Source organism: Mesorhizobium sp. LMG17149, from assembly GCF_024518695.1.
In the GTDB taxonomy this organism is placed as follows: Bacteria; Pseudomonadota; Alphaproteobacteria; order Rhizobiales; family Rhizobiaceae; genus Mesorhizobium.
Window position 1 is genome coordinate 35,572 of sequence record NZ_JANIFL010000011.1, and the last position, 17,313, is coordinate 52,884.

At 64.0% G+C, this 17,313-nt stretch carries 13 protein-coding genes; 10 read left to right on the plus strand and 3 right to left on the minus strand.

Features of this window, described 5'->3' with window-relative positions; all coding sequences use genetic code 11:
* Positions 1-105: 105 nt before the first annotated feature.
* A complete protein-coding gene (locus NP945_RS24060) occupies positions 106-2,124 on the minus strand; it encodes a thioredoxin domain-containing protein (RefSeq protein WP_256747716.1) in 2,019 nt (672 codons plus the stop codon).
* 64 nt (positions 2,125-2,188) lie between these two features.
* On the opposite strand from NP945_RS24060, the gene mnmE reads away from it, so the two are divergent.
* From mnmE to NP945_RS24085, 5 genes are all read left to right on the plus strand, one after another.
* The gene (gene mnmE / locus NP945_RS24065) at positions 2,189-3,520 is read left to right on the plus strand and encodes a tRNA uridine-5-carboxymethylaminomethyl(34) synthesis GTPase MnmE (RefSeq protein ID WP_256747717.1); all 1,332 of its coding nucleotides are present in this window, start codon (positions 2,189-2,191) and stop codon (positions 3,518-3,520) included.
* Positions 3,521-3,994: 474 nt separating this feature from the next.
* Complete coding sequence (gene mnmG, locus NP945_RS24070; protein WP_256747718.1) at positions 3,995-5,875, plus strand: tRNA uridine-5-carboxymethylaminomethyl(34) synthesis enzyme MnmG; 1,881 nt, start codon at positions 3,995-3,997, stop codon at positions 5,873-5,875.
* Positions 5,872-6,504, plus strand: coding sequence for a 16S rRNA (guanine(527)-N(7))-methyltransferase RsmG (gene rsmG / locus NP945_RS24075; protein ID WP_256747719.1), 633 nt, complete (start codon positions 5,872-5,874; stop codon positions 6,502-6,504). The genes mnmG and rsmG overlap by 4 nt, the downstream gene beginning before the upstream one ends.
* Before the next feature lie 52 nt (positions 6,505-6,556).
* On the plus strand, positions 6,557-7,357 hold the full coding sequence (locus tag NP945_RS24080; protein ID WP_081738757.1) for a ParA family protein: 801 nt from the start codon (positions 6,557-6,559) through the stop codon (positions 7,355-7,357).
* 69 nt (positions 7,358-7,426) lie between these two features.
* Positions 7,427-8,317, plus strand: coding sequence for a ParB/RepB/Spo0J family partition protein (locus NP945_RS24085; protein WP_256747720.1), 891 nt, complete (start codon positions 7,427-7,429; stop codon positions 8,315-8,317).
* A gap of 210 nt (positions 8,318-8,527) precedes the next feature.
* On the opposite strand, the gene holA is transcribed toward NP945_RS24085, so the two are convergent.
* The gene (gene holA / locus NP945_RS24090; protein WP_256747721.1) at positions 8,528-9,574 is read right to left on the minus strand and encodes a DNA polymerase III subunit delta; all 1,047 of its coding nucleotides are present in this window, start codon (positions 9,572-9,574) and stop codon (positions 8,528-8,530) included.
* 447 nt (positions 9,575-10,021) lie between these two features.
* Between holA and NP945_RS24095 the strand changes: the two genes are divergently transcribed.
* From NP945_RS24095 to lpdA, 4 genes are all read left to right on the plus strand, one after another.
* A complete protein-coding gene (locus NP945_RS24095; RefSeq protein WP_127329240.1) occupies positions 10,022-11,254 on the plus strand; it encodes a 3-methyl-2-oxobutanoate dehydrogenase (2-methylpropanoyl-transferring) subunit alpha in 1,233 nt (410 codons plus the stop codon).
* Between the two features lie 3 nt (positions 11,255-11,257).
* Positions 11,258-12,271: an alpha-ketoacid dehydrogenase subunit beta gene (locus NP945_RS24100; protein ID WP_256747722.1), complete on the plus strand. Its 1,014-nt coding sequence runs from the start codon at positions 11,258-11,260 to the stop codon at positions 12,269-12,271.
* 1 nt (position 12,272) lies between these two features.
* Positions 12,273-13,598, plus strand: a complete 1,326-nt coding sequence (locus tag NP945_RS24105) for a dihydrolipoamide acetyltransferase family protein (RefSeq protein WP_256747723.1) — start codon at positions 12,273-12,275, stop codon at positions 13,596-13,598.
* A gap of 330 nt (positions 13,599-13,928) precedes the next feature.
* Entirely contained in the window at positions 13,929-15,326 is a 1,398-nt protein-coding gene (gene lpdA, locus NP945_RS24110) for a dihydrolipoyl dehydrogenase (protein WP_256747724.1), read from the plus strand.
* Positions 15,327-15,559: 233 nt separating this feature from the next.
* Here lpdA and NP945_RS24115 read toward each other — a convergent pair whose 3' ends face one another.
* Positions 15,560-16,663, minus strand: a complete 1,104-nt coding sequence (locus NP945_RS24115) for a saccharopine dehydrogenase family protein (protein ID WP_256747725.1) — start codon at positions 16,661-16,663, stop codon at positions 15,560-15,562.
* A gap of 115 nt (positions 16,664-16,778) precedes the next feature.
* Here NP945_RS24115 and NP945_RS24120 point away from each other — a divergent pair, with 115 nt between their 5' ends.
* Positions 16,779-17,207, plus strand: coding sequence for an Lrp/AsnC family transcriptional regulator (locus NP945_RS24120; RefSeq protein WP_256747726.1), 429 nt, complete (start codon positions 16,779-16,781; stop codon positions 17,205-17,207).
* The last annotated feature ends 106 nt before the right edge of the window (positions 17,208-17,313 follow it).

The window sequence follows — 17,313 nt, forward strand, 5'->3', positions numbered from 1 at the left end:
GACGGCGTCTTTCTCCCCGTCCCTATACGGGGAGAAATGCCCGGCAGGGCAATGAGGGGCGGCGCCAGCGCCGCAATTTTGGGCTGATCGAGCAGTGCGTTGCCCTTATAGCCCTCGCAACAATCGTTCCAGCTCTTCAGCATCCGTCACCACCGGCAGACACACCTGCCCAGTACACAACCATGCACCCGCCTCGTTGGTCGGCGGCAGGATTCCCCCAGGCAGCAAGGGTCGATTCGCATCCGTACCGATCGGCACGACGATATCGACGCGGCATGGATCTGGGTTTCGATTCGCAACCGGAACGAGCTTTGGATCGTCAAGCGCATCGACGATGACCAGCTTGAGTGGCTCGATCGCCAGCGCGCAGGCGTTGACGATGCCGGCCTGGCCATAGGCCTGGTGCGCCGCGCGGCCGGCGGCGTGCTCAGCAACTTGCCAGGCCCTTTCCTGCAGGTCGAGATTGCCGGTGACGGAGGCCAGCCGGACCAGTGCCTCGATGATCTGACCGGTGGCGGACGGAATGGCCTCGTCGACATCGCCGCGGATGCGGATCGGCACGTCGGTGCTGTCCGAGGCGGTCAGGTAGTAACCTGTCTTTTCGGTATCGGCGTGCCAATGGTCGAGCTGCTCAATAAACTGGCCGGCCTGGTCGACATAGCTCCAATTCCCAGTGGCCTCGAACAGCGAGATCGCTGCGTTGGCCATGGCGGCATAGTCGCTGGACAACGCAGGGAATAGTTTTCTGGCGCCGAGCATCGAATGCGGCAGACGGCCGTCGCGGCCGGCGGTGCTGATGTGGGCAAAGGCCTTTGCCGCCGCATCGATCCAGTCAGGCCGCGCCAATGACCGACCGGCCTCGGCAAGTGCTGCGATCATCTGGCCGTTCCAGTCGGTGAGGGTCTTTGCGTCAAGACCGGGCCTGACACGCTGTTCCCGCACGGTGAGGAGTTTCGCCTTGAGCGGGCCGAGCTCTGCGCGATCGATCACATAGTGCGATTGCTGGGACAGGGTTTGGTGGACGACCGGCTTGCCTTCCCAGCTATGCGGGCTGGAGAGGGTGAAGTATTTGAAAAACAAGGTGGAATCTTCCCCGATGGCAGCTTCGACCTCTTCTCGGCTCCAGGTGTAGAACAGCCCTTCCTCGCCGTCGCTGTCGGCATCGAGACTGGCGGCAAAGGCGCCGCCGTCAACGCGCATCTCGCGCAGCAGCCAGCCGATCGTCTCTTCGATTCGGACCCGGAACAACTCGTTGCCGCTTGCGGCATGGGCCCAGTTGCAGAAGCGGATCAGCTGGGCATTGTCGTAGAGCATCTTTTCGAAATGCGGCACCAGCCATTCGGCATCGGTCGAGTAACGGCTGAGCCCGCCGCCGACATGGTCGTAGATGCCGCCGCTGACCATCTGTTCGAGGCTGTTGAGAACGTCGTCGCGATGGCTGGCGTTGCCGTCGCGCAGCCAGGACAGCCACAGCGTTTGCATGAACGGCGCATTGGGAAATTTCGGCGCGCCACGCAAGCCGCCCAGATCGCGGTCGATCATGCCGTCTATGCCCTTGGCAAGCTCAGCCAGCGTGTCGCGATCGAGCCCTGTTTTCGCGTGCGAGCCGGCGAGCCGTGCCTCGACATGTGTGGTCAGGCCGTCGGCGCTCTGGTTGAGGCTCGCCCGCTTCTCGCGCCAGGCCTTGTCCACCGCCTCCATCACCTGGATGAAACCGGGGCGGCCGTAGCGTGGCTCGCGCGGAAAGTAGGTGCCGCCCCAGAACGGCTTGCCGTCCGGCGTCAGGAACATGGTCAGCGGCCAGCCGCCTTGCTCGCCCATTGCGGAGAGCGCCGCCATATAGATCTGGTCGATGTCGGGGCGCTCCTCGCGGTCGACCTTGATATTGACGAACAGACGGTTCATGACGGCGGCGACACCATCGTCCTCGAAGCTTTCATGCGCCATGACATGGCACCAGTGGCAGGCGGCATAGCCGACCGAGAGCAGGATCGGCCTGTCCAGCGCCTTCGCCTCCTCAAGCGAAGCCGGCGACCAGGCGCGCCAGTGCACGGGATTGCCGCTGTGCTGCTGCAAATAGGGGCTGGCTTCTTTAGCAAGCAGGTTTTGCGCGGGCAGCGTCACTGGGCAAACTCGGGTGCGATTGGCTGATGGGCGTAAAGCTAGGGCGGTTCGGTAGAGCGGGCAAATGATTTCAGGCGATTCCATCGTGGCGCTATCGAGCGGCCGGCTGCCGGCCGGCGTCGCCGTCATCCGTATTTCCGGCCCACAGACTCGATTCGTTATCGAAACGATTGCCGGGGGTATGGTTAAAGACCGCGTCGCGGTCTTGCGCAGATTCACAGCGCCCGGCCGAGCTGTACTGGATACCGGCTTGGTCGTTTTCTTTCCCGGTCCGGCTAGTTTCACCGGCGAGGACGTCGCGGAATTCCATGTTCATGGCGGTCGTGCCGTTGTGGCGAAAATGCTGGAGACGATCGCGGGCTTTGACGGCGTCAGGCACGCGGAACCGGGCGAATTCACGCGCCGCGCCTTTCTCAACGGCAAGGTCGACCTGGTCGAGACGGAGGCCCTGGCGGATCTCGTCAACGCCGAAACCGAGGCGCAGCGGCGCTTTGCCGTTCAGAATGCCGAAGGCGTTCAGAGCGAACTCTATCTCGGCTGGCGTCGCAGGTTGATCCACGCCCGCGCCATGATCGAGGCGGAGATCGATTTTGCCGATGAAGACGATGTCCCAGGTTCCGTTTCGGATACGGTTTGGTCTGATGTCCGGACAATGATTGATGAAATCGACCGGCACGTTGCCGGATTTCGTGCTGCCGAGATCATTCGCGACGGCTTCGAGGTCGTTATCCTTGGTGCGCCCAACGCCGGTAAGTCGAGTCTGTTCAATGCCCTGGCCCGGCGGGATGCCGCTATAGTAACGGATGAACCCGGCACAACGCGGGATCTGCTTGAAGTGACACTTGATCTCCAGGGGCTGCGGGTCCGGCTTACAGATACGGCCGGGCTGCGCGATGCGCCGGGAAAGGTCGAGGCTATCGGCATCGAGAAGGCTAGGGCCAAGGCGCATGGCGCCGATCTCTTGCTCTTGCTGCAGGACATCGCGAACCCAAGAGATGTCGGCGAGCTGCCGAGTGTGGCGCCGACCTTGCGCGTCGGCACCAAGCTCGATCTGCTGGAAGACCGCGCGGCGAGTGACGCGACGGAGGATTATGACCTTGTCATTTCGGTGAAGAACGGGACGGGCGTCGAGGAACTGCTGGGGGAAATCGGCCGGCGGGCAGCGGATGCAGCCGGCAGCGTCGGCGATGTCCTGCCGTCGCGACTGCGCCACGTCGAATTGCTCGGCGCAGCGAATAGCCACCTGCGTCGAGCAACGGACGGCCGGACTGTCGGGCAGGAATTGCGCGCCGAGGAGTTGCGGCTTGCAGCAGATCGCCTGGGCCGTATTGTCGGCGCCATCGACGTCGAGGACATGCTGGACGTGATTTTCTCACAGTTCTGCATTGGGAAATGACTCACGTGAAACGATGTGCTCTCGTAAAATGAATCAGTTTGTCGATGCAGAGATTTTGATGGACCGTTTGCGGAACGCCCCATTGCTTCGTCATCCACGGGCGGAGCAAGGAGCGTAGCGACGCGGGCGCAGACCCGAGGATCCATGCCGCGACTTCTGAGCGCGCGCCACGGTGCAGAATTCTGATCCGCTGTACTCTTTGGCCAAGATCACGGCATGGATCCTAGGGTCTCCGCGACGTCGCTTCGCTCCTGCTTTGCCCTAGGATGACGAACGTTGCGAACGCTTGGGTAAGACCTTCGAGCAGCGGCAAGGTGCGACTCACGTGAAACATCGGTGCCCCGATGACTCACGTGAAACACACGCGATGGCGGTGCAAGGCTGTTTCACGTGAAACGACTCGCGGAGTTTTCTTGACAGCCAAGCCTCGCGGGGACATGTGTCCCTCAATCATTCGAGTCTGGGAAGTTTGTGATGACCAATCACTATGATGTGGTTGTGGTGGGCGGCGGCCACGCAGGTTGTGAGGCGGCCAGCGCTGCCGCGCGCGCTGGTGCCAAGACCGCGCTGGTGACGCTGCGCTTTGATACGATCGGGGTCATGTCCTGCAATCCGGCGATCGGCGGGCTCGGCAAGGGCCATTTGGTGCGCGAGATCGATGCCATGGATGGCCTGATGGGGCGCGTGGCGGATGCGGCCGGCATTCAGTTCCGCCTGCTCAACCGCCGCAAAGGTCCCGCCGTGCGCGGCCCTCGTACGCAGGCCGACCGGAAGCTTTATCGCCTTGCCATGCAGGAAGCGATTCGGCAGCAGAACGATCTCGACGTGGTTGAAGGCGAGGTTCTGGATTTTGAGATCGCCGATGGGCGGATCACGGCTGTTCTCTTGGCCGACGGCAGGCGGCTTGGCTGTGGCGCGGTCGTGCTGACGACCGGGACTTTTCTGCGCGGGCTCATTCATATTGGCGAGAAGAAGATTGTCGCCGGCCGCATGAACGAGCAGGCCAGCCTTGGGCTCTCGGCGACGATGGACCGCGCGGGCTTCAAGCTTGGACGGCTGAAGACCGGGACGCCGCCACGGCTCGACGGCCGGACCATCGACTGGACGACGCTGGAAAGCCAGGCCGCGGATGCGGATCCGGTGCCGTTCTCGCTGATGACCGACCGCATCGAAACGCCGCAGATCGAGTGCGGCATCACCCGCACGACGACGGCCACGCATGAGCTGATTCGCGCCAATCTCGGCCGCTCGGCCATGTATTCCGGCTCGATCGAGGGCGTTGGGCCGCGTTATTGCCCCTCGATCGAGGACAAGATCGTCAAGTTCGGAGATAGGGACGGGCACCAGATCTTTCTGGAGCCGGAAGGGCTGGATGACGATACCGTCTATCCCAATGGGATTTCCACCTCATTGCCCGAAGATGTGCAGCTCGATATATTGAAAACTATCCCGGGGCTGGAGCGCGCAATCATGCTGCAGCCCGGCTATGCCATCGAGTATGATCATGTCGATCCGCGCGAACTGCATCAGACGCTGGAGACGAAGCGCATCGGTGGTCTCTTCCTCGCCGGGCAGATCAACGGCACGACCGGCTATGAGGAAGCAGCCGGGCAAGGCCTGCTCGCAGGCCTCAATGCGGCGCGGCGGGCGGCGGGGAGCGAGCAAATCGTGCTCAGCCGCACCGAGGCGTATATCGGCGTGATGGTCGACGATTTGACCAGCCGCGGCATCGCAGAGCCCTACCGGATGTTCACGTCACGGGCCGAGTTCCGGCTGTCGCTACGCGCCGACAATGCGGATGAGCGGCTGACGCCTCTGGCGGCGAAACTGGGCATCGCCTCGGCACAGCGCATGCAGCGCTACGGGCAGGTCATGCAAAGCCTGGATGAGGCGCGGGATTTGGCGAAGTCGCTCGCCATGACGCCGAATGAGGCGGCGCGGCACGGGCTGGACATCAACCGGGATGGCGTGCGCCGGTCCGGCTATGAATTGCTGTCCTATCCCGACGTCGATGTCGCTTGGCTGGCTGGCGTCGATCCGCGCTTTGCGGCGATCGAAGGCAAGACCGCGGAGCGCCTCGAGACGGAAGCGAAGTATTCTGTCTATCTCGACCGCCAGAAGACCGACGTGGCGCAGATCCGGCATGAGGAGAGCCGGCTGATCCCCGAGACGGTCGATTTCGCCGGAGTGCCGGGTCTGTCGAACGAGCTGAAGCAGAAAATGCAGGCGCGGCGGCCGCGCTCCATCGCCGATGCTCAGCGCATGGAAGGCATGACGCCGGCGGCGCTGGCGATCATTGTCGCGCATGTCCGCCATGCAGAGAGCGCCCAGCGCCTACAAAAGGATGTTGCGTGAGTAGTATTTCCCTAGGGAGCCTGCAGGACGCGGCAGGCCCGGTTTCACGTGAAACATTCGATCGGCTGGTGGCGTTCGAGCAGATGTTCCAGAAATGGAATCGCAGCATCAATCTGGTGGCGCAATCGACGTCGGGCGATGTCTGGCAGCGCCATATCCTGGATAGCGCCCAACTCGGGCGCATAGAACCCGTTGCCACACGCTGGGTGGATCTCGGCTCGGGCGGTGGATTTCCAGGCCTTGTGATGGCGTTCCTGCTGGCCGAACGCGACGGCGCCAGCATCGACCTGGTTGAAAGCAATCGCAAAAAGGCGTCCTTCCTGCAGACCGTCGTCGGCCAGTTCAGCCTGCCGGCGCGGGTCGTGGCGCGCCGCATAGATGACAGCCACGCGCTTGTTTCGACGCCGCAAATCGTCACGGCGCGGGCGCTGGCTCCGCTTTCGACCTTGCTGGAGCTGTCGGCGCCCTGGCTGATTTCGGGCGCGCGCGGCCTGTTCCACAAAGGCCGGGATTACCGCACCGAAGTGCAAGAAAGCGTTCACCGATGGTCCTTCGATCTGGTAGAACATCCAAGTATAACCGACGTTGGCGGCGTCATCCTGGAATTGTCCAACCTGCGACCTGTCTGATCCGTCACTGACAGGCGATTTGGCGCCCAAAATGAATTTCTGGCATAAACCCATGATGAAGAATGGCCCCCGAATCATCACCGTAGCCAACCAGAAGGGCGGTGTTGGCAAGACGACGACCGCCATCAATCTGGCGACCGCGCTGGCTGCGATCGGCGAAAAGGTGCTGATCGTCGATCTCGATCCGCAGGGAAATGCCAGCACCGGTCTGGGCATCGACCGCAAGGACCGGACGGTGTCGTCCTATGACGTGTTGACCGGCGAGTTGGAGCTGGAGGCCGCGGCCATCCCCACAGCCGTGCCGGGCCTGTCGATCGTGCCGTCGACGCTCGATCTGCTCGGCATCGAAATGGAGATCGCCTCCGCGCCCGACCGAGTGCTCAAGCTGCGCAACGCGCTGCGCGCTGCGACCGAGCGCGGCGCACCCTTTGGCTATGTGCTGATCGACTGCCCGCCATCGCTCAACCTTTTGACGTTGAATTCAATGGCTGCGGCCGATTCCGTTCTTGTGCCGCTGCAATGCGAGTTTTTCGCGCTCGAAGGCCTCAGCCAGTTGCTGGAGACGGTCGAGCAGGTGCGGCGCTCGATCAATCCGGATCTCACCATCCAGGGCATCGTGCTGACCATGTATGACGGCCGCAACAATCTCGCCAACCAGGTCGTGCAGGATGTGCGGGCGCATATGGGCGACAAGGTCTACGAGACCATCATCCCGCGCAATGTGCGGGTGTCCGAGGCGCCGTCCTACGGCAAGCCGGCGATCCTCTACGATTTGAAATGCTCGGGCAGCCAGGCCTATCTGCAACTGGCGTCGGAAGTGATCCGCCGCGAGCGCAAGTTACGCGCCGCTTGATTAGGCCGGATGCATAGTTAAGAGCCGATTCGATACCGAAACGACCTGGAATAGCCAACTGGAATAAAGATGAGCGAAGACCTTTCGAGAAAAAGACTGGGGCGTGGGCTAGCGGCGCTGATCGGCGAGATCGATCGCCCAGTAGCGCCGGAAAAACCTGGCATGAGCGCCGACGGCAAGGTGCCGATCGAGTTCCTGACCCCCAATCCGAAGAATCCGCGCCGGCATTTCGGCGACGCCGAACTGACCGATCTCGCCCAGTCGATCCGCGAGCATGGCGTCGTCCAGCCGGTGGTGGCGAGGCCTTCGTCGACACAAGCCGGCCGCTACGAGATCATCGCCGGCGAGCGGCGCTGGCGAGCGGCGCAGCGCGCCGGGCTGTCGGAGATCCCGGTCATCATCCGCGAGGTCAACGATCGCACCGCGCTCGAACTGGCGATCATCGAGAACGTCCAGCGCACCGATCTCAATGCGGTCGAGGAGGCGCTTGGTTATCAGCAGCTGATCGACGAGCACGGCTACACCCAGGCCGATCTCGGCCAGGTGATCGGCAAGAGCCGCAGCCATGTCGCCAACACGCTCAGGCTGCTGAAGCTGCCGGATGTGATCCGCGACATGCTGGTCGACGGCGCGCTGTCGGCGGGTCATGCCCGCACGCTGGTGACAGCGGAAGATCCGGCGGGCCTTGCCAAGCGCATCGTCGAAGAAGGACTTTCGGTGCGCCAGGCCGAAGCGCTGGCGCAGATGCCGGCCGGCACCAGCAGCGCCAGGGAAGCCAAGCCGGCGCCAAGTCCTGACGAAAAGGACGCCGACACGCTGGCGCTGGAAAAGCTGTTGACCGATACGATCGGCATGATCGTGTCGGTGGATCACAAGGGCAGAGGCGGCACGCTTCGGGTAGCCTATCGCTCGCTGGAACAGCTCGATGAGTTGTGCAGGCGGCTGAAGCAGGAACGGTAATTAGCCGGCGAATTATCTTCAGGCCGGGTTTTTGGCGAAATCGGCGACGCCGCTAATCTCCCTCCTTGAGGGGGAGATGGCCGGCAGGCCAGAGGGGGTCGCCTCACACCAAGCGCCGGCGCCCTTGTGAAAACGAAGAGGAGGCCAGCGCTCCACGCGCAACGACCCCCTCTGTCGCCTTCGGCGACATCTCCCCCTCGAGGGGGGAGATTAGGCGCGCTGCGCCAACCGGCTACTCTCCACCGCAATCCCCAGCAGCGCCTGCCGTGCCAGCGCCACGGAAAGGTCCGGCCGCCGTCGTGTCTGCAGCACCGCCGTCTGCAGCCGGGTCAGGGCGCGGCCGAGCGCGTCGGTGCTCCAGCGCTCCAGCGCTTTCTCGACCAGCTTGCGCCTGGAGAAAAACACCGGCGGGCGGGCGGCGGCGACGACCGAGGCGGCGTTGCGGTTGCCGGACTCCATCTGGCCGCGCATGATCTGGATCTGCTGCAGCTGTCGCATTGCCGAGGACAGCACTAGGAAAGGCTGGCCGCCGGACTGGCAATGGCGGGTAAAGGCAGTGTCGAAGTCGCCGATCTTGCCTTCGAGAAGCGCGTCGACCGCGTCGTCGAAAGAGGCGCCGGAGACGTCGCCCGACATCGCTTTGACCTCCTCCAGCCCGATCTCGTTCTGGCCATGGGCATAGAGCACGAGCTTCTCGATCTCGCCGCGGGAGGCCAGCCGGTCGCCGCCGAGATTGCGGCGCAGCGCCTGTCTCGCCTCCATGGTCATCGACATGCCGGCCTTGCTCAGTTCGGCGTCAATGACGCCGTCGATGTCGCCCGCTTCATCGGCATAGCAAGGCAGCGCCATGGCACTGTCGGCCGCCTCGACGATGGCGCGCAAGCCGACGCCTTTCTTGAGATCACCGGCCTCGATGAGAATGATCGCATCCCGCGCCGGCTCCGCCGTCAGCGCCTTGATGTCGTCGGCCAGCGCCTTCTGGCCGCTGGCATTGCGCACCCACAGCAGCCGCCGGTCGGAAAACATCGGCACGGTGCGGGCCTCGTCGAGCAGCCGGCCCTCGTCACGGTCGACCTCCGAACCCTCGAGCCTGACCACCGAGAAGGGATCGTCGAGCGGCAGGCCGGTCTTGCCGGCAAACGCCTTCGCCCGCTCGGAGACGAGGCCGCGATCGGGGCCGTAAAGCAGGACGATCGAAATGCGCTGGTCCGGCTTCGCGAGCCAGCTGTCGACCTCGTAAGCTTTCTTCTGTGCCATGCCGGGTTGGTTAGCATGATGCGGGCGTGGGGTGAACCGGGGTGTGCGTGATCTCCCCCCTCGAGGGGGAGATGGCCGGCAGGCCAAAGGGGGTCGGTTCGACTGGATGCGACATTTCATGCGCCGAAAGAAGAAGTTGGCGCTCCATGCGCGGCGACCCCCTCTGTCGCCTTCGGCGACATCTCCCCCTCAAGGGGGAGATTACGCTTCGCGCTTCCCCAATCACCTTATCTGCCAGCGAACCCGGCTCAACCTTCTCTCTAATTGCGCATCCTCGCCCAACATCGACAAGAAATTTCGCGGACATATCTTCATCTTGGTGCGCGGGAGGCTTGATCGGCCGGCGCGGCCGGAACCGACGTCCGAAGGCTACCCGACGAATTCGCACTGGCCTGGCGGTGCAGATATGCAAATATCGGCACCAGGCAACATTGGAGGACAAAGGTCATGGCCGATGCTGGGATGTTGCGTTTCCACGTTCCGGAACCGGAAGTGCGGCCGGGCGGAACGCCTGATTTTTCCAATGTGCCAATTCCGAAGGCCGGCTCGGTGCCGCGCCCTGACATCGATGTCGATCCGCGCACCATCCGCGATCATGCCTTCTCGATCATCCGCGTGCTGAACCGCACTGGCGAGGCCGTCGGTCCCTGGGCCGGACTGCTTTCAAGCGACGAGCTGCTGGCCGGCCTACGCCACATGATGACGCTGCGGACTTTCGATGCGCGCATGCAGATGGCGCAGCGGCAGGGCAAGACCTCGTTCTACATGCAGCATCTGGGCGAAGAGGCGGTGGCTTGCGCCTTCCGCAAGGCACTGGCGCCGGGCGACATGAATTTCCCGACCTATCGCCAGGCAGGGCTGCTCATCGCCGACGGCTATCCGATGGTCACGATGATGAACCAGATCTATTCCAACGAGGCGGATCCGCTGAAGGGCCGGCAATTGCCGGTCATGTATTCGTCGAAGGAGCACGGCTTCTTCTCGATCTCCGGCAATCTGGCGACGCAGTACATCCAGGCGGTCGGCTGGGCGATGGCCTCGGCGATATCGAACGATTCGCGCATCGCAGCCGCCTGGATCGGCGACGGCTCGACGGCCGAATCCGATTTCCACTCGGCGCTGGTGTTCGCCTCGACCTACAAGGCGCCGGTCGTGCTCAATGTGGTCAACAACCAGTGGGCGATCTCGACCTTTCAGGGCATTGCGCGCGGCGGCTCGGGCACGTTCGCGGCAAGGGGGCTCGGCTTCGGCATCCCGTCGCTGCGCGTCGACGGCAACGACTATCTCGCCGTCCATGCGGTGGCCAAATGGGCGGCGGAGCGTGCGCGCAGCAATCTCGGGCCGACGCTCGTCGAATATGTCACCTACCGCGCCGGGGCGCATTCGAGCTCGGACGATCCCTCGGCCTACCGGCCAAAGACCGAGTCCGACGCCTGGCCGCTCGGCGACCCGATCGTGCGGCTGAAGAACCATCTCATTCAGCTTGGCGTCTGGTCGGACGAGCGGCACGCGCAGGCCGAGGCAGAAATCCTCGACACGGTCATCGCGGCGCAGAAGGAAGCCGAAAGCCACGGCACGCTGCATGCCGGCGGCAAGCCGTCGACGCGCGACATGTTCGAGGGCCTCTACGCCGAGATGCCGCCGCATCTCAGACGCCAGCGCCAGCAGGCGGGAGTCTGAGCCATGCCGAGACGGACCATGATCGAGGCCATTCGCGATGCCATGGATGTATCGATGGGGCGCGACGACAAAGTCGTCGTGTTCGGCGAAGATGTCGGCTTCTTCGGCGGCGTCTTCCGCTGCACGCAGGGCCTGCAGGCCAAATACGGCAAGAGCCGCTGCTTCGACGCGCCGATCAACGAATCCGGCATTGTCGGCTCGGCCATCGGCATGGCCGCCTATGGGCTGAAGCCGTGCGTGGAGATTCAGTTTGCCGACTACATGTATCCGGCCTACGACCAGCTGACCCAGGAAGCGGCGCGGCTGCGCTATCGCTCGAACGGCGATTTCACCTGCCCGATCGTGGTGCGCATGCCGACCGGCGGCGGCATCTTCGGCGGCCAGACGCACAGCCAGAGCCCGGAAGCGCTGTTCACCCATGTGTCGGGGCTGAAGACCGTGGTGCCGTCCAACCCGCACGACGCCAAGGGGCTCTTGATCGCGGCGATCGAAGACCCCGATCCGGTGATCTTCCTCGAACCGAAGCGGCTCTACAATGGTCCGTTCGACGGCCATCACGACCGGCCGGTGACGCCGTGGTCGAAACATGAGCTCGGCGAGGTCGCCGACGGCCACTACACTGTGCCGCTCGGCAAGGCGGCGATCCGCCGGCCGGGTTCCGCCATCACGGTGCTCGCCTACGGCACCATGGTCTATGTCGCGCAGGCCGCGGCCGAGGAAACCGGCATCGATGCCGAGATCATCGATCTCAGGACGCTGCTGCCGCTCGACCTCGACACGATCGTCGCTTCGGTGAAAAAGACCGGGCGCTGCGTCATCGTGCATGAGGCGACGCTGACGTCCGGCTTCGGCGCCGAACTGTCGGCGCTGGTGCAGGAAAACTGCTTCTACAACCTGGAGGCGCCGGTGGCGCGGGTCGCCGGCTGGGACACACCCTATCCGCATGCGCAGGAGTGGGATTATTTCCCCGGCCCCGCCCGTGTCGGCCGTGCCTTGCTTGAAACCATGGGGGCCTGAGATGGGCGAACACATCATCAAGCTGCCCGATGTCGGCGAAGGTGTCGCCGAGGCCGAGCTGGTCGAGTGGCACGTCAAGATCGGCGACATGGTGCGCGAGGACACGGTGCTCGCCGCCGTCATGACCGACAAGGCGACAGTCGAAATCCCGTCGCCGGTCGACGGCGAGATCCTGTGGCTGGGCGCCGAGATCGGCGACACGGTGGCGATCGGTTCGCCCATCGTGCGGCTGAAGGTGGCGGGCGAGGGCAACGCCAAGCCGCAAGGCGGCGAAATGCAAGCGGTGTCCGCTGAGCCTCCGGCAAAACTTCCGACCCCCAAGCCCGAGGCTGCTGCGCCGGTCGTGAAGACATCGCCAAAGAGCGACGAGCCTAAGGCGAAACCGGCAGCGTCACCGAAAAGCACGGCGCAGCCTTCCATCTCCGGTGCACCGCGTCCCGAGGGCGAAAGACCGCTGGCTTCGCCGGCTGTTCGTCTGCGGGCAAAAGAAGCCGGCATCGATCTCAGGCAGGTTGCGGGATCCGGCCCTGCCGGCCGCATCGGCCATGAGGACATCGAAGCGTTCCTGGCGCGCGGGCCGCAGGTTGCCAGGACATCCGGCCTCGCCCGCAACGATGCGATCCAGGATATCAAGGTGGTCGGCTTGCGGCGCAAGATCGCCGAGAAGATGTCGCTGTCGAAATCGCGCATCCCGCACATCACTTATGTCGAGGAGATCGACGTCACCGCGCTGGAGGAATTGCGCGCCGCGCTCAACAAGGAGAAGCGCCCGGGTAGGGGTGGCGTGGAGCGGCCGAAGCTGACGCTGCTGCCGTTCCTGATGCGGGCCATGGTCAAGGCGATCGCGGACCAGCCCAATCTCAATTCGCTGTTCGACGACGAGGCCGGCATCATCCACCAGCATGGCGGCATCCATATCGGCATTGCCGCGCAGACGCCGTCGGGGCTGGTGGTGCCTGTCGTCAAACATGCCGAGGCGCGCGATATCTGGGAGTGCGGCGCAGAAATCATCAGGCTGGCCGAGGCGGCCAAGTCCGGCACCGCGACACGCGACGAGCTGTCCGGTTCTACCATCACCATTACCTCGCTCGGCGCCATGGGTGGCGTGGCGACGACACCGGTCATCAATCATCCCGAAGTGGCGATCATCGGCGTCAACAAGATGATGGTGCGGCCGGTGTGGGACGGCACCCAGTTCATCCCGCGTAAGATGATGAACCTGTCGTCGAGCTTCGACCATCGGGTGATCGATGGGTGGGATGCGGCGGTGTTCATCCAGCGGATCAAGACGCTGCTGGAAACGCCGGCGCTGATCTTTGTGGATTGAGGGGCGGGACAATCGAGATGTCGGCGGGACAGCGCCCCCTCTGCCTTGGAGGACTGGTTTTCTTCTTACAATGTTGAAAATCAGCGAAAGCAGTGGAGGGCGTAATCTCCCCCCTCGAGGGGGAGATGGCCGGCAGGCCAGAGGGGGTTGGTACGACTGGACGCGACCGCCTTGCGCGACAGATGCAGGCCGGCGCTCTACGCGCGGCGACCCCCTCTGTCGCCTTCGGCGACATCTCCCCCTCGAGGGGGGAGATTACGCGCTTCGAGGGCGGCGCGAAGGACCCAACATTATCTGCCTTCCAGCACCATTGTGAACCAGGATGCCAACATGAAAGAAATCTCCTGCAAGCTGCTGGTCATCGGCGCCGGTCCCGGTGGTTACGTCTGCGCTATCCGTGCCGGACAGCTCGGCGTCGACACGGTGATCGTCGAAGCCGGCAAACCGGGCGGCACTTGTCTCAATGTGGGCTGCATCCCGTCCAAGGCGCTGATCCACGCGGCGGAGGAGTTCGAGAAGGTGTCGCACATGGAAGGCGGCAAGAGCCCGCTCGGCATCTCGCTCACCGCACCGACGCTCGACCTGGCGAAGACGATCGCCTGGAAGGACGGCATCGTGAGCCGGCTCAACAGCGGCGTCGCCGGCCTGCTCAAGAAGGCAGGAGTCAAGACCGTGCATGGCTGGGCGAGCTTTCGCGACGGCAAGACTGTGGAGGTCGAAACCGAGACAGGAAGCCAAGTCATCCGCGCCGAGGCGATCGTCATCGCCACCGGCTCGGCGCCGGTCGAACTGCCGTTCCTGCCCTTTGGCGGTCCGGTGATTTCGTCAACCGAGGCACTGGCACTCGGCGCGGTTCCACAAAAACTCGCGGTCGTCGGTGGCGGCTATATCGGGCTGGAACTCGGCATGGCCTTCGCCAAAATGGGCGCCAAAGTGACCGTGGTCGAGGCCTTGCCGCGCGTGCTGGCGCAGTATGACGCGGAGCTGACCCGGCCGGTGGTCAAGCGGCTCGCCACGCTCGGCGTCGAGGTGATGCTGGGCGCCAAGGCCAAGGGGCTTTCAACCAAGGGTGACGCGCTGCTGGTCGAGACCTCGGATGGCAAAAGCGCCAAGGTCGCCGCCGAAAAAATCCTGGTCACGGTCGGCCGCAAGCCGGTGACCGAAGGCTGGGGGCTCGAGCAGATCGACCTCGACAGGGCAGGAAAATTCATCCGCATCGACGACCAGTGCCGCACCTCGATGCGCGGCATCTTCGCCATCGGCGACGTCACCGGCGAGCCGATGCTGGCGCACCGGGCGATGGCCCAGGGCGAGATGGTCGCCGAGATCGTCGCCGGTCACAAACGCAGCTGGGACAAGCGCTCGATTCCCGCCGTCTGCTTCACCGATCCCGAGCTGGTGACGGCAGGCTTGTCGCCGGAAGAGGCCAAGGCGCTCGGCGGCGAGATCAAGATCGGCACGTTCCCGTTCGCCGCCAACGGCCGGGCGATGACCAAGCTCGGCGAGGACGGTTTTGTTCGGGTCGTCGCGCGCGCGGACAACCATCTGGTGCTCGGCATCCAGGCGGTCGGGCAGGGCGTCTCGGAACTGGCGGCGGCTTTTGGACTGGCGCTGGAGATGGGCGCCAGGCTGGAGGACATTGCCGGCACCATCCATGCCCATCCGACGCAAGGCGAGGGATTCCAGGAAGCGGCGCTCAAGGCGCTGGGGCACGCGCTGCACGTTTGATTCGTGATAGTGCAAAGGCGGTGATGCTGGCGGGACACTCGCCCCCCTCTGTCCTGCCGGACATCTCCCCCTCAAGGGGGGAGATCAGCAGTTTCGGGCAACCCGCCTCTTCCAAGACTTTGAAAATTGGCGAAATCTAAGATGACAGCCGATCTCCCCCCTTGAGGGGGAGATGCCCGGCAGGGCAGAGGGGGGCACTGTCCCGCCAGCCTCTCACAAGAGAGAGACGCTGATCACCCCGCCAGCCGGCTCACCATCTCGTGCTGCGCATAGGCGCGCCCGAAACGGTTGGCCAGAAACGCGTCAAGCGCGATGTCTTCCTGCTTGATGAAACCCGTCGCCGGCAGGCTGCCGTCGGCCAGCATGTCGAGCACGGCGCAGATGCCGGACGCCGTGGTGATCTGGATGGCGCTTCGCACCTGGTCGCCGATGCGCCTGGAGTAGATCTTGTTGGCGTAGGTCTCCTGCAGCAGGCGGCCGTTCTTGCGGCCGGAGACGGTGACGAAGACGATGACCACGTCCTGCAGCGTCGCCGGCAGGGCGCTCTCGAAAATGTCTTTCAGCACGTCACGGCGGTGGCGCAGGCCGAGATCGTTGAGCAGCGCCTTCATGATCGCGGCGTGGCCGGGATAGCGGATGGTGCGGTAGTTCAGCGTGCGCACTCTGCCCTTCAGCGTCTCGGCCAGCGTGCCAAGGCCGCCGGAGGTGTTGAACGCTTCGTAGGTGACGCCGTCGAGCGAGAACTCCTCGCGCTCTTCCAGTGGCGGCACCTCGACCAGCTCGCCTTCGACGATCGCCTCGCAGGGCTCGCAATATTCGTTGATGACGCCGTCGGTGCTCCAGGTCAGATTGTAGTTCAGCGCATTGGAGGGATATTGCGGCAGGGCGCCGACGCGCATGCGCACGCTCTCCAGCGAATCGAAACGGCTGGCGAGATCGTTGGCCACGATCGAGATGAAGCCCGGCGCCAGGCCGCATTGCGGAATGAAGGCGTTTCTGGCCGAAACCGCCAGTTCCTTGACGCGGCGGGTCGAGACGACGTCCTCGGTCAGGTCGAGATAGTGCACGCCGGCACTGGCCGCCGCTTCGGCGATGCGGGTGGTCAGATGGAAGGGAGCGGCGCTGAGCACCGCGAATTTGCCGGCGAGTGCGGCTTCAAGCGTGCCGGATGCTTCGATGTCGAGCTCAAGCGTCGCAACCGTGGTCGGCACTTCGGCAGCAGTGAGCTGTGCTGCCGAGCGGTCGACGAGCGTGACCTGATAATCTCCCGTGGCGGCGAGCATCTCGGCAATGGTCGAGCCGATCTTGCCGGCGCCGACAACGACAATTTTCTTCATGACAAATCCCTCACTGGTTGTGAGCACAGATTCGCAGCTTGCCCGTCGAAAGGAAGCGTGGTTTTGTACGAAACGAACCCATTGATTGGTCAGTCCGCCGAGAAGAATCGTCGAAATGCTCAGCGATGCCGAACAGACCCTGCTTTCGCTGCTGCGCGAGAATGCGCGCGCCTCGACCGCCGAGCTGGCGCGGCGGCTTGGCGTCTCGCGGACAACCGTGCAGAGCCGGATCGAACGGCTGGAGCAGCGCGGCATCATATCAGGCTACGGCGTGCGGCTGGCGCCGGACTACGAGCAGGGGCTGGTGCGGGCGCATGTACTGCTCACCGTGACGCCCAAGCTCGCCGACAAGGTGGTGCGCGGCCTGCGCGCCCTGACGACGGTCCGGACGCTGCATTCGGTCAGCGGCAATTTCGACATGATCGTCATCGTCGACGCACCATCGATCCGCGACCTCGACATGCTGCTCGACCAGATCGGCGCCATGGATGGGGTCGAGCGGACCCTGTCGTCAATCATCCTGTCGACGCGGATTGATCGGTGAAGCTGCTGGTCTCCCCCCTCGAGGGGGAGATGGCCGGCAGGCCAGAGGGGGTCGGTCCGACCGGATGCGACCTCCTTGCGACAGATGGAGGCTGGCGCTTCACGCG